The sequence below is a fragment of the Marisediminicola senii genome, assembly GCF_011057645.1.
Classification (GTDB): domain Bacteria; phylum Actinomycetota; class Actinomycetes; order Actinomycetales; family Microbacteriaceae; genus Marisediminicola; species Marisediminicola senii.
Genome location: NZ_JAALGE010000027.1, coordinates 26,684 through 39,799, shown reverse-complemented (window position 1 = coordinate 39,799; position 13,116 = coordinate 26,684). Strand labels below are relative to the sequence as shown.

11 protein-coding genes are annotated in these 13,116 nt (G+C 68.6%); 2 read left to right on the top strand and 9 right to left on the bottom strand.

Annotation, left to right across the window (positions count from 1 at the left end):
- The 6 genes from G5S38_RS09785 to G5S38_RS09760 form a co-directional block, all read right to left on the bottom strand.
- Positions 1 to 949, bottom strand: a 949-nt coding sequence (locus G5S38_RS09785) for an L-arabinose isomerase family protein (protein WP_456237995.1), incomplete at its 3' end; no start/stop codon positions are given.
- The gene (locus tag G5S38_RS09780) at positions 946 to 1,647 is read right to left on the bottom strand and encodes an L-ribulose-5-phosphate 4-epimerase (protein WP_165067898.1); all 702 of its coding nucleotides are present in this window, start codon (positions 1,645 to 1,647) and stop codon (positions 946 to 948) included. The genes G5S38_RS09785 and G5S38_RS09780, both read right to left, overlap by 4 nt.
- Positions 1,644 to 3,359, bottom strand: a complete 1,716-nt coding sequence (gene araB / locus G5S38_RS09775; protein ID WP_201276645.1) for a ribulokinase — start codon at positions 3,357 to 3,359, stop codon at positions 1,644 to 1,646. The genes G5S38_RS09780 and araB overlap by 4 nt, the downstream gene beginning before the upstream one ends.
- Positions 3,360 to 3,585: 226 nt before the next feature.
- Complete coding sequence (locus G5S38_RS09770; protein ID WP_165067892.1) at positions 3,586 to 4,596, bottom strand: LacI family DNA-binding transcriptional regulator; 1,011 nt, start codon at positions 4,594 to 4,596, stop codon at positions 3,586 to 3,588.
- A 118-nt stretch (positions 4,597 to 4,714) separates the two neighbouring features.
- Positions 4,715 to 5,857 (bottom strand): cystathionine gamma-synthase, encoded by a 1,143-nt coding sequence (locus tag G5S38_RS09765; protein ID WP_165067890.1) that lies wholly within the window; start codon positions 5,855 to 5,857, stop codon positions 4,715 to 4,717.
- Positions 5,858 to 5,904: 47 nt separating this feature from the next.
- Positions 5,905 to 7,269 carry a cystathionine beta-synthase gene (locus G5S38_RS09760; protein WP_165067888.1) on the bottom strand — a complete coding sequence of 455 codons (1,365 nt, stop codon included), beginning with the start codon at positions 7,267 to 7,269 and terminating at the stop codon, positions 5,905 to 5,907.
- 231 nt (positions 7,270 to 7,500) lie between these two features.
- Between G5S38_RS09760 and G5S38_RS09755 the strand changes: the two genes are divergently transcribed.
- Complete coding sequence (locus tag G5S38_RS09755; RefSeq protein ID WP_165067886.1) at positions 7,501 to 8,193, top strand: DUF3105 domain-containing protein; 693 nt, start codon at positions 7,501 to 7,503, stop codon at positions 8,191 to 8,193.
- Positions 8,194 to 8,198: 5 nt separating this feature from the next.
- Positions 8,199 to 8,954: a DUF305 domain-containing protein gene (locus G5S38_RS09750; RefSeq protein WP_235928995.1), complete on the top strand. Its 756-nt coding sequence runs from the start codon at positions 8,199 to 8,201 to the stop codon at positions 8,952 to 8,954.
- Between the two features lie 18 nt (positions 8,955 to 8,972).
- Here the strand turns inward: G5S38_RS09750 and G5S38_RS09745 are convergent, their stop codons facing one another.
- The 3 genes from G5S38_RS09745 to G5S38_RS09735 all read right to left on the bottom strand — a co-directional run bounded on the left by G5S38_RS09745 (position 8,973) and on the right by G5S38_RS09735 (position 13,072).
- The gene (locus G5S38_RS09745; protein ID WP_165067884.1) at positions 8,973 to 10,853 is read right to left on the bottom strand and encodes an ABC transporter ATP-binding protein; all 1,881 of its coding nucleotides are present in this window, start codon (positions 10,851 to 10,853) and stop codon (positions 8,973 to 8,975) included.
- Positions 10,854 to 10,964: 111 nt separating this feature from the next.
- Positions 10,965 to 11,945 carry a carbohydrate ABC transporter permease gene (locus G5S38_RS09740; RefSeq protein WP_165067882.1) on the bottom strand — a complete coding sequence of 327 codons (981 nt, stop codon included), beginning with the start codon at positions 11,943 to 11,945 and terminating at the stop codon, positions 10,965 to 10,967.
- Entirely contained in the window at positions 11,942 to 13,072 is a 1,131-nt protein-coding gene (locus G5S38_RS09735) for a carbohydrate ABC transporter permease (RefSeq protein WP_165067880.1), read from the bottom strand. The genes G5S38_RS09740 and G5S38_RS09735 overlap by 4 nt, the downstream gene beginning before the upstream one ends.
- Positions 13,073 to 13,116 lie beyond the last annotated feature (44 nt).

The window sequence follows — 13,116 nt, the reverse complement described above, 5'->3', positions numbered from 1 at the left end:
CCGCCTCCCAGCCGCCCCCCGCGCGGAGGCCGTAGCCGGCGGCCATCAGCCGCGGCAGGGCGAGGCGGGGCAGCGGGCGCAGGCCGCCGAGGTCTTCGAAGCTCGTGGTGAACGCGCTGACCCCGCCCGCCTCGAGGAACGAGCGCAGGCCGAGCTCGATCCGGGCCCCGTAGCGCAGGGAGTCGTGGCGGTCGCCGCCCGCCCGCAGCTCTGGCACGACCTCGTAGAGCTCTTCGTACTCGGCGACGAGGGCGTCGACATCGGCGTCGGATGCGGCATCCACCGCTTCGACCAGGTCGTTCACGCCCCAGGTGTTGACCTGCACGCCGAACTGCAGCTCGGCCTCGGTCTTGTCGCCCTCTGTAACGGCGACGAAGCGCATGTTGTCGCCGAAGCGCGCGAGCTTGAGGTCGTGGGTGGCGGCCCAGCCGGCGGCGGCGCGGCTCCAGGTGCCCACCTGCGCGATGACCGCGGGGTTCGATACGTGGCCGACGACGGTCTTGCGGGCGACGCCGAGGCGGGTCTGGATGTAGCCGAACTCCCGGTCGCCGTGCGCGGCCTGGTTGAGGTTCATGAAGTCCATGTCGATCTCGGCCCACGGCAGCTCGACGTTCGCCTGCGTGTGCAGGTGCAGCAGCGGCTTGCGCAGCAGGTCGAGGCCGGTGATCCACATCTTCGCGGGGCTGAAGGTGTGCATCCACGCGATGACGCCGATGACCCTGTCGTCGGCGTTCGCGTCGAGGGCGAGGCGCTTGATCGAGTCGGAGTCCTTGAGCACGGGCTTCCAGGTGACGGTGACCGGGATTCCGGTGGCGTCCTGCAGCGCGGCGGCGATTCGCTGCGACTGCTCGGCGACCTGCTGGAGGGTCTCCTCGCCGTAGAGGTTCTGGCTGCCGGTGACGAACCAGACCTCGTAGTCGGAGAGCTCGGGGATGATGCTGCGGGTCATGAGTTGTCCTTCTTCTGGCCGTAGACATTCTGGTAGCGGTCGAACAGCGAGTCGATCTTGTCCTGCGGAATGGGGATGGTCTCGCCGAGCTGCTTCGCGATGTGCACGGTGCGGGCGACGTCTTCTGCCATCACCGCTGCCTTGACGGCGTCTCGGGGGTTCGAGCCGATGGTGAACACGCCGTGGTTCTGCATGAGCACGGCGCGGGAGCGGTGCCCGGTGAGCGTCTGCACGATGCCTTCGCCGATCGACTCGTCGCCGATGATCGCGAACGGTCCGACCGGGATCTCGCCGCCGAATTCGTCGGCCTGCCCGGTGATGACGCACGGCACCGCTTCGCCGCGCGCCGCCCACGCGGTGGCGTAGGTGGAGTGGGTGTGCACGACTCCGCCGACGCCGGCCATGTTGCGGTAGACGTAGGCGTGCGCCGCGGTGTCGCTCGACGGGCTGCGCTCGCTGCCCTCCGAGCCCTCGACGACGGTGCCGTCGAGGTGGCACAGGATCATGTTCGACGGCGCGAGGTCGTCGTACTCGACGCCACTCGGCTTGATGACGAACAGGTCGGTGCCGGGAACGCGGCCCGAGATGTTGCCGCCGGTCCAGATGACCAGGCCGTAGCGGGTCAGCTGTTCGTGGAGCGCCGAGACGTCCTCGCGGACTGCCTGGATCCGGGCCTGCATGTCGTTGTCGGAACTCATGAGTCCGCCTCCCTCTCGCCGGCGTCGCTGACGCCGCTGTCTCTGGTCGTCGTGCCGTAGGCATCGCGCTTCATGGCCTTGAGCCGGTGCATCACGTCGTTGCCGCCGCGACCGAAGTGGTCGTGCAGCAGCGCGTACTCGGCGAACAGCCGGTCGTAGGCATCCGCCCGCGCCTCGTCTGGCTGGTAGACGGCGCGGTCGACCTTGCCCATGACCTCGCCGGCCGCGCGCACGTCGGGGTAGGCGCCGGCGGCGACGGCCGCGTGGATGGCCGATCCGAGCGCCGGTCCCTGGTCGCTCGCGATGGTCGAGATCGGCATCCGCAGGATGTCGCTGTAGGTCTGCATGAGAAAGCTGTTGCGCAGCAGGCCGCCGGCGACGATGAACTCGGTGACCGGAACGCCGCTCTCGTTGAACGCCTCGACGATGACCCGGGTTCCGAAGGCGGTGGCCTCGAACAGCGCGCGGTAGATCTCCTCTGGGCGCGTGGTGAGGGTCGCGCCGACGACGAGGCCGCTGAGCTGGTGGTCGACGAGCACCGACCGGTTTCCGCTGTGCCAGTCGAGGGCGACCAGGCCGTGTCCGCCGACGGGCTGGTCGCGCACCAGTTCGGTGAGGTGTTCATGGATGCTGCGGCCGGCCTCGGCGGCAGCATCCGTGTAGCGCGCTGGCACCTGGTTCTTGACGTACCACGCGAAGATATCGCCGACTCCCGACTGCCCGGCCTCGTAGCCGTAGAGCCCGTCGACGATGCCACCGTCGACGACCCCGCACATGCCGGGCACGTCGTGCAGCTGGTCGGAGTTCATCACGTGGCAGGTCGAGGTGCCCATGATGGCGAGCATCTGGCCCGGCTCCACCGCGCCGGCGGCGGGGGCGGTCACGTGCGCGTCGACGTTGCCGACCGCGACGGCGATGCCCTCGGGGAGGCCGGTCCATGCGGCGGCCTCGGCAGACAGCGTGCCCGCGGCATCCCCCAGTCGTCCGATCTCGTGGGCGACCTTGTCGTCGGCGAAACCGGCGAAGGCGGGGTTGAGCGCGGCGAGGAAGTCGCGGCTCGGGTATGCGCCGTCCTGGTAGATGCCCTTGTACCCCGCGGTGCAGGCGTTGCGCACGTAGCTGCCGGTGAGCTGCCAGACGATCCAGTCGGCCGCCTCGACCCAGTGGTCCATGCGGTCGTACAGCTCGGGGTCTTCTTCGAGCAGCTGGAGGCCCTTGGCGAATTCCCACTCGCTCGAGATGAGGCCGCCGTAGCGGGAGAGCCACGCCTCGTCGCGCTCGGCGGCGAGGGCATTGATGCGGTCGGCCTGCGAGCCCGCCGCGTGGTGCTTCCACAGCTTGACGTAGGCGTGCGGGCGGTCGGCGAACTCGGCAACCTCGTTCAGCGGGGTTCCGTCGCCCAGCACCGGCATGGGGGTGCTCGCGGTGAAGTCGGTTCCGACGCCGATGACCTGCGCGGGGTCGATGCCGGCGGCCTCGATTGCGGCGGGCACGGCTGTCTTCAGAACATCGACGTAGTCGGATGGCACCTGCAGCGCCCATTCCGGCGGCAGGGTCGCTCCCGTGGCGGCGAGGGTCTCGTCCATCACGGCGTGGGTGTAGTCGTGCGTCGCGGTGCCGAGCTCTGCGCCGTCGGAGACGCGCACGACGAGCGCGCGGCCCGAGAGGGTGCCGTAGTCGATGCCGATGACGAACTGGTCGTCGGGCGAGATGGGTTCGGGGGCGAGCGGCTCTGGTGAGCTGGACTCTGGGGAGAGCGGGGACGCGTCAGCCACGGGTGACTCCTTCGTCTGGGGTGGGGATGGGCGCCTGCGGGTGCAGCGTATCCCTGTAGTTAGGAGACACAGTGGATGCAGGGGCTAAATGTGATCGCTCACATTCGCGCTTCCCATGGTAGCGGGGCGGCCAGCGGTGTCAACCGCGACGGGCGTGCGACCCTCAGCGCGGCGGTGCGGTCGACGACCGGAGCACGAGCTCGGGCGTGACCTGCCGGTGGTCGACCTCGGTTGTCCCCTCGAGCTGGCTGAGCAGCAGCGCGACGGCCCGCCTGCCAAGCTCCGCAAAGTCCTGGCGCACGGTCGTGAGCGGCGGCCAGTAGTGGCTGGCCTCGGGGATGTCGTCGAACCCGGCGACGCTCACGTCGCCGGGAACATCGAGGCCCGCCTCGAGGAACGCGTGGATGAGCCCGAGGGCCATCTGGTCGTTGGCCGCGAACACGGCGGTGAAGTCGCGGTAGCCCAGCAGCTCGTGTCCCACCCGGTACCCGGTGTCGGCGGTCCAGTCGCCGAGGATCGGCGGGTGCGTGCGCAGGTCGGCGTCGCGCACCTCGACGAGGAACCCGTGCATGCGGGCCTCCGCCTCGATCCAGTCGCGGGGGCCGGCGAGGTGGATGATCTCCTCGTGGCCCAGCTCGATGAGGTGCCTGGTCGCGAGCCGGGCGCCGGCGACCTGGTCGACGGCCATGCTGCGCGGCGAATCTGCCGCGGTCGAGTCGAGGGTGACCAGCGGAACGGTCAGCGCGAGTTCGCGGAACGCGTCGAACACGCGCACCTGCGGAGCGATCACCACGATGCCCTCGACGGCCTGCGCCATCAGGTGCTCGAGGCTCTCGGTGACCGATCCGGGGTCACCGGTCACCATGCTGGTCGTGCTGACGACGTACCCCGCTGCGCGCGCGGCGTCTTCGATCGCGCGCAGGCTCGTGGTCGGCCCGTAGTGCGCGGTCGTGGAGGTGAGCACGCCGATGGTGCGCGACTTGCTCGTGACGAGTGCCCGCGCCGCCTGGTTGGGCCGGTACCCGATCTCGTCGATCACCTGCAGCACGCGCTGCCGGGTGCTCGGCTTGATGCTCGGGGAGTCGTTCAGCACTCGCGAGACCGTCTGGTACGACACTCCTGCGAGTCGTGCGACATCCCGGATGCTCGGGGCGCGGACTCGGGTGGGCTCCATAACGATCAGCGGTACCCGGCTTCATTGATGTGTACGTTCACATTGCGAGAACTCCCCCAGTATGGCGCACCGGCCAGCGCGGCGCATTACCGCGCGTGCCGGTGCACCGGGGCTCACATCACTTCTCCAGGGCCTGCAGGATGTCGCCGACGAGGTCGTCGACGCCCTCGATGCCGACCGAGAGGCGCACGATGTCGTCCGGCACCTCGAGCTCGGTGCCGCGCACCGACGCGTGGGTCATCTCGGACGGGTAGCTGATGAGCGATTCGATGCCGCCGAGCGACTCGGCCAGCAGGAATACCTCGGTGGACTCGACGAGCTGGCGGGCGGCGGATGCCCCTCCCGCGACTTTCACCGACAGCATCCCACCGAATGCGCGCATCTGCCGTGCGGCCAGCTCGTGACCGGGGTGGTCGGCGAGCCCCGGGTAGTACACGCGCTCGATCTTCGGGTGGCCGACGAGCGCCTCGGCGAGCGCGAGGGCGTTGCTGGAGTGCTTCTCGACGCGCACGGCGAGGGTCTTGATCCCGCGGGTGGTGAGCCAGGCGTCCATCGGGCCGGGCACCGCACCGGCGGCGAACTGCACGAAACGGGTCTTCTCGGCGATCTCGTCGTCGCTCGTGACGACCGCGCCGCCGAGCACGTCGGAGTGCCCGCCGAGGTACTTGGTGGCGGAGTGCACGACGACGTCGGCGCCGAACTGCAGGGGGTTCTGCAGGTAGGGCGTCGCGAAGGTGTTGTCGACGACCACGGTCGCGCCGACGGCGTGCCCGATCTCGGCGAGCGCGGCGATGTCGCTGACCTTCATCAGCGGGTTGCTCGGGGTCTCGACCCACAGCACGGTGGTGTCGCTCGTGACGGCCGCGCGCACCGCGTCGAGGTCGGTCATCTCGACCGTCTGCAGGCTGACGCCCCATGGCACGAACAGGCGGTTTACCAGCCGATGCGTTCCGCCGTAGACGTCGTTGCCCATGACGATGCGGGAGCCGGGGGTGAGGATGCCGCGCAGCAGGGCGTCTTCGCCGGCGAGGCCGGACGAGAACGACAGCCCGTGCGTCGCGCCCTCGAGGTCGGCGACCAGGGTCTCGAGCGAGGTACGGGTGGGGTTGCCGCCGCGGGCGTATTCGTAGCCGTTGCGAAAGCCGCCGATGCCGTCCTGCACGAAGGTCGACGACTGGTAGATCGGCGGGATGACCGCGCCGGTGGTGGGGTCTGGCGTCTGGCCGGAGTGGATGGCGCGGGTCGCGAAGTCGTGGGTCATGTCGCCTTTCATGGAGCGATGGCCGGTCACCCGGCCGGGAGGGGGGGTCAGGCGGAGAGGTAGGTGAGGAGGTCGTGCCTGGTGAGCACCGAGGCAGGCTTTCCGTCGTCGGTGACGAGCAGGGCGTCGGTCGACCCGAGCGCTGCCTTCGCGGCGGCCACCGATTCGCCCGCGCCGATGAGGCCGAGCGGGGCGCTGAGGTATCCGCCCACGGCATCCGTCATCTGTGCCCTGCCGCTGAATACCGACTCCAGGAGGCCACGCTCGTCGACGGAGCCGACGACCTCGCCCATCACGACGGGGGGTTCGGCGGTCAGCACCGGCAGCTGCGAAACGCCGTATTCGGTCATGATCTCGATCGCGTCGCGGATGGTGTCCGCCGGGTGCACGTGCACGAGGGCGGGCATCTCACCGGTCTTGCCGCGCACGACGTGGGCGACGGTCGCCTCGTCCGGTGCGGTGGAGAAGCCGTACGAGCGCATCCAGCTGTCGTTGAAGATCTTGCCGAGGTAGCCGCGGCCGCCGTCGGGCAGCAGCACGACGACGACGTCGTCCGGACCCAGGTCGCGGGCGACCTCGAGGGCGGCGGCGACGGCCAGGCCGCAGGAGCCGCCGACGAGCAGTCCCTCTTCGCGGGCGAGCCGGCGGGTGAGGGCGAACGAGGTGGCATCGGATGCCGCGACCACGCGGTCGACGACGCTGGCGTCGTATGCGCTCGGCCAGAAGTCCTCGCCGACGCCCTCGACGAGGTACGGGCGGCCGGAGCCCCCGGAGTACACAGAACCCTCGGGGTCTGCGCCGATGACCTGCACCGCGCCGCCGGACACCTCCTTGAGGTACTTGCCGACGCCGCTGATGGTGCCCCCGGTGCCGACGCCGGCGACGAAGTGCGTGACCTTGCCCTCGGTGTCGCGCCAGATCTCGGGGCCGGTGGTCTCGTAGTGGCTGAGCGGGCCGTTGGGGTTGGAGTACTGGTCGGGCTTGAATGCGCCGGGAATCTCGCGGGCGAGCCGGTCGGAGACCGAGTAGTACGACTCCGGGCTGTCGGGCGCGACGGCGGTGGGCGTGACGACGATCTCGGCACCGTAGGCGGTCAGCACGTTGCGCTTGTCTTCGCCCACCTTGTCGGGCAGCACGAACACGCAGCGGTAGCCGCGCTGCTGCGCGACGAGGGCGAGGCCGACGCCGGTGTTGCCTGAGGTGGGCTCGACGATGGTGCCGCCGGGCTTCAGCAGGCCGTCACGCTCGGCCGCGTCGATGATGCGGGTCGCGATGCGGTCCTTCGACGAGCCGCCTGGATTGAAGTACTCGACCTTGGCGAGCACGGTCGCGCTGATTCCCTCGGTCACCTTGGTGAGCTTGACGAGTGGAGTGTTGCCGATCAGGTCGACGACGGATTCGGCGTATTTCACGGGGCACCTCGGTCACGCGATGGGAGTGGGAAGTTCCGGGCCGTTGACCCGACCTGCAAGTGTACCGAGCGCTCCTGTGGTGTTACGGGGCGGTGCCGCCGGCGGCCTCCCCGGGCGGGGCGGCTGCCGCGGCAGACCCGGCCGCCGCGGCTGCCGCGTCAGATCCGCCTCAGGCAAGTGCGAGAGAATGGCGGCGCTTTCTTCTTCTCCCCATACGAACAGGACGATCACGTGGCCCCTCGCGACAACGATTCTTCGCCCATTCCCCCCTCCGCCCGCAAGGACCTCACGGTCAAGCAGCAACGCGACGCACGGCGGGCCGAGAAGGTGGCGGCACTCAAGAAGCAGCAGGAGAAAGAGAAGCGCAACCGCACCATCGGCATCGCCGCTGCGAGCGTCGCCGGCCTCGCCGTGATCGGGCTCGTCGTCGGCGCAGTGGTGACCTCGGGCGAACCCGCCGTCGACCCGGCCGACATCGTCATCGAGGGCCTCGAGGAGTTCGACGGCCTCTCGAGCACCCACGTCAACGGCACGGTCGACTACGAGCAGTCCCCGCCGGTGGGCGGCGACCACGCAGCGCTCTGGCTCAACTGCGGCGTCTACGAAGAAGAGGTGCCGAACGAGAACGCGGTGCACTCGCTCGAGCACGGCGCGGTGTGGGTCACCTACGACCCGGCAGCGGTCTCCGGCGATGACCTCCAGACGCTGACCGACGAGGTGCCAAGCACCTACTCCGTGCTCTCGCCGATGGCCGACCTCTCCGCCCCCGTCGTCATTTCGGCCTGGGGCGCCCAGGTCGCGCTCGACGGCGTCGACGACCCGCGCATGCAGCAGTTCGTCGACAAGTTCTGGCAGTCGGGCGATGCACCCGAGCCCGGCGCCGCCTGCACCGGAGCCCTCGACGGCCCCGGGAAGGTCGCCTGACCCCCGTGACACCCGACCGCACGCCGGTGGACCCTGCCCCGGCTGGCCACGCGCCATCCGGCGCGGGGTCGCCGGCGGGGTCGGCGAATGAGCACGAACCGGTGGACCCCGCTCCCCCCACCCGTACTCCCCGCTGGCGTACGGTCGTCGCGATCGCCATCGCCGGCGTGCTCCTGCTCACCGCCGGCCTCGCGATCGGGCGACTCACCGCACCGACCCCGCCCCTGACGCCGACGACCACGAGCGCCGAGGCGGGATTCGCGCGTGACATGCAGAAGCACCACCAGCAGGCGGTACAGATGTCGATGATCATCCGCGAGAAGACCGACGACCCGGCGGTCTCGATCCTCGCCTACGACATCGCCACCTCCCAGGCGCAGCAGGCCGGCCAGATGTTCGGCTGGCTCAATGTGTGGGGCGTGCCCCAGGCTGCGCCAGAGCCCGAGATGACGTGGATGACGCGGCCAGCCCTCGACGGCGAAGCCCACGACCACGGCTCCGACAACGACGCCCACGTCATGGGCGACGACATGCCCGGCTACGCCACCGGTGAGCAGATCGCCGAGCTGCAGGCGGCGACGGGCACCGCTGCCGACGAGGTGTTCCTCGAGCTGATGATCGAGCACCACATCGGCGGTGTCGAGATGGCCGAGGCCGTGCTCGACCGGTCGACCAACCGCGTCGTGGTGAACCTCGCCTCCGGCATCGTCACCGCCCAGCAGGGCGAGATCGACTACATGCGGGAGCTGCTGGCGCGCTGACCAGGTGTCGGGCTCACGCTAGACGCCGGATGCGCTCGGCGCCGGCGACGGGGCGACCGCGACTGCCACCTGCTGCCGGTACAGCCCGGAGTAGACGCCGTCGAGCGCCATCAGTTCGTCGTGCGTCCCCCGCTCGACGATACGACCGGCCTCGACCACGAAGATCACGTCGGCCGCGACGATGGTCGACAGCCGGTGCGCGATCGCGATGGTCGTGCGGCCGCGCGACGCGGTGTCGAGTGCCTCCTGCACGATGCGCTCCGAGATCGAGTCGAGCGCACTGGTCGCCTCGTCGAGGATGAGCACCGCGGGGTCCTTGAGTAGCACCCGCGCGATGGCGATGCGCTGTTTCTCACCGCCCGACAGCCGGTATCCGCGCTCACCCACGATGGTGTCGTACCCGTCGGGGAACGATGCGATGGTCTCGTGGATGTTCGCCGCGCGGGCCGCCTGCTCGATCTCGGCGGCCGTGGCATCCGGTTTCGCATACCGCAGGTTGTCGCCGATGGTCGCGTGGAACAAGTACGTCTCCTGGCTGACGATGCCGATGTTGGCGACGAGGGATTCCTGGCGCAGGTCGGCCACGTCGTCGCCCGCGAACAGCACCCGGCCGCCCGACACTGCGTGGAACCGGGGGATCAGGTACGACACCGTGGTCTTGCCGGCACCCGACGGGCCGACGAATGCCGCGTACTGCCCCGGCTCGATCTCGAACGACAGGCCGCGCAGGGTCGGAGTGGCGTCTGGGCCGGAGTCGGGGTAGGAGAACACCACGTCGTCGAAGGCGATCGCGCCCAGCCGGTCGGGGTCGACCTCGCGGGCGTCTGGTGCGTCGACGATGGCCGGCCGGAGGTCGAGGTACTGGAAGATGCGGGCGAACAGCGCGGATGACGTCTGCAGGTCGAGGGCGACGCGCATGAGTCCGAGCAGCGGCCACATCAGCCGTGCCTGCACGGTGGTGAACGCGACGATGGTGCCGGCGGTAATTGGCACGCTGTCGAGGATGAGCCACGCCGACACGAGGTAGACGATCGCGGGGATGATGGCGAGGAAGATCTGCACGGTGGCGAAGAACCACTGCCCGCTCATCTGCTGGCTGACCTGCAGCCGTACCTGGTTGTCGTTCTCCCTGCTGTAGCGAGCGACCTCGGCGCCCTGCCGGTTGAAGCTCTTGGCGAGCAGGATGCCGGAGACCGACAGCGTCTCCTGCGTGATCGCGGTCATGTCGCTGAGCGACTCCTGCGTCTTGGTGGCGATACGGGCCCGCACCTGCCCGACGCGGCGCTGCGCGATCACGAGGATCGGCATCAGCACGACCGCGACCAGGGTGAGCTGCCACGAGAGCACCAGCATCGAGACGAACGCGGCGACGACGGTCACGGTGTTGCCGAGCACGCTCGAGACGGTATTGGTGAGCACGCCGGCCACCCCGCCCACGTCATTCTGCAGGCGAGATTGGATGACGCCCGTCTTCGTCTTCGTGAAGAACGCGAGTTCCATCTCCTGCAGGTGCCCGAACAACCGCACCCGCATGGCACCCATCACCGTGTTGCCCACCCGCGCGGTCAGCCAGGTCTGCCAGACGCCGAGCGCGGCTGAGCCGATGTAGATGGCGACCATGAGCCCCACCAGCTCCATGAGCAGGCGCACGTTCGGTCCGCCCTGCGGGAACAGTCCGTCGTCGAACGCGCGCTGCGTGAGCAGCGGCGGCAGCACGGTGAGGCCGGCGCCGACGATGACCAGGATGGCGGTCAGGGCGAGGGCCGCCTTGTGCGGGGCGAAGAGGCGCCCGATACGGCGCAGCAGGTGCGGAATGCGCGGGGCCTCGGCGTTCGCCTCGCGCTGCGCGCGGGCATCCCCCGCGCTCACGCGCCCGCGCGCGCCCCGTGTTCCACTCATCGGTTCACTGTACGTCGCGCCGTCGACACGCCGACCTCGCGAGCGCACGCCCTCGGCGAACGCGGAGCCGGCGACCAGGGCCGCCGGCTCCGCGTACGTCGCGTATGGCGATCAGCCCTTCGTCGACCCGGCGAGCAGGCCGCGCACGAAGTAGCGCTGCAGCGAGAAGAACACGACCAGCGGCACCAGGATCGAGATGAATGCACCGGCCGTGAGCAGGTACCAATCCTGTCCGCGCTGGCCGACGATCTCGGCGAGCAGCTTGGTCATCGGAGCGGCCGCCCCGTCGGCGAAGACCAGACCGACGAGCAGGTCGTTCCACACCCAGATGAACTGGAAGATGGCAAACGACGCGATTGCGGGCATGCTCAGTGGCAGCACGATACGGAAGAACAGCTGGCCGTGGCTCGCCCCGTCAACCCTGGCTGCCTCGATGACTTCGCCGGGGATTTCCGAGACGAACGCATGAAGCAGGAAGATCGCGAGCGGCAGGGCGAAGATGGTGTGCGCGATCCACACCTGTCCGTATCCCCCCGCTGACCCGAGGGAGTCGAAGATCTGCACGCCGCCGATGTTTAGGCCGCGCGAGAACAGGCTGAGCAGCGGGATGAGTGCCATCTGGATCGGAACGATCTGTAGCGCGAAGACACCGATGAACAACCAGTTCTTGCCCTTGAACGGAATCCACGCGAAGGCATACGCGGCGAGGGTCGCAATCACCAGCGGAAACACGGTCGCGGGGATGGTGATCGCGAGAGAGTTGATGAAGGCTCCGGCGAGGTCCAGTTGACTGTTGCCGGTGCCGAGCACCTCGACGTAGTTATCGAAGGTGAAGCCCGGGTTCTGCACGATGGTCCACCAGCCGGTGGTGTTCACCAGTCCGGCAGGTCGGAACGAGGAGATGAACAAGCCCAGGGTAGGCAGCGTCCACAGCACCGCTATAACTAGGGCTCCCAACGTCGCCCCGCGGCTGGAGAGCCGCTTCTTGGTGCGGCCCGCCATGGTCGAGGCTTCGGACTTACCCCCGCGGTCGAGTCGTCGCTTGGTCTGGTCGTCTACCGGCAGCGACACTGCGGGCGTGGTGGCACTCATCGGTTCTCCCTCTGGAGCTTGAGCTGGCGGGCGTTGTAGATGACGATCGGGAGCACGAGCAGGAACAGCACGACCGCGAAGGCGGAGGCTCGGCCGGACTCGAAGGTGGTGAACTGCGTGTAGACCTCGTTAGCGATGACGCTCGTGTCGTTCGCGCCCGCGGTCATGGTGCGCACGATGTCGAACACCTTGAGCGAGGCGATTGAGATCGTCGTGAGTACGACGATTAGCGAACCCCGGATCCCCGGCACCGTGACGTTGCGGAACCGTTGCCAGGCGTTTGTGCCATCGAGTTCCGCTGCCTCCATCTGCTCGATCGGCACTCCCTTGATGGCTGCGGAGAGAATTACCATTGCGAATCCGGTCTGCACCCAGATAAGCACGACGATCAGGAAGAACGTGTTCCACGGCGCCTCCGACAGGAACTGCACCGGAGATCCGCCGAAGAGCACCACGACCTGGTTGAGCAGGCCGATCTGGGGGTCACCTTCCTGCCGTGCGGTGTACACGAAGCGCCAGATGATGCTCGCTCCGACGAACGAGATCGCCATGGGCATAAAGACCAGGATCTTGAAGTACTTCTCACCGCGCGACTTGTCGATGAAGACTGCGTAGGCGAGGCCGAAAATAGTCGACACGACCGGTGCGATGAGCACCCAGATGATGGTGTTGAGGATGGTGCGGATGCCCGACGGCTGGGTGAAGATCCAGACGAAGTTCTCCAGCCCGATGAAGTTTCCGCGGCCGCTGTAGAACGAGTCGTAGATGGTGCGAATGGAGGGGTAGATGAGCCCGATCCCCAGCAGCAGCACGGCCGGCGCGAGGAATCCGATGAGCTGGAACAGGTACCCGGAGCCGTCCCTCGCCCGAAAGTCGAGCAGGAAGAAGAGCCCGCCGAGTACCGCCGCGGCGGCAGCGGCCCACCAGACGGAGCCGAGGGCGAGGAAGAGACCCGCAGGGATGAGCAGGCAGGCCGCAAACCGGATGCCGGTATAGAGCCGACCGCGGCGGGGCGCGATGTCGACGATGAATACCAGGAAGGCGATGACCGCGAGGAATGCCACGATGACGATCGGCACCTGCACGAGCGGGGGGAGATTGGCCAGCACGCCGAAAAACTCGGTCATGGAAATCCTTTCGAGTACGACACCGGACTCGGTGGAGAAGTTTT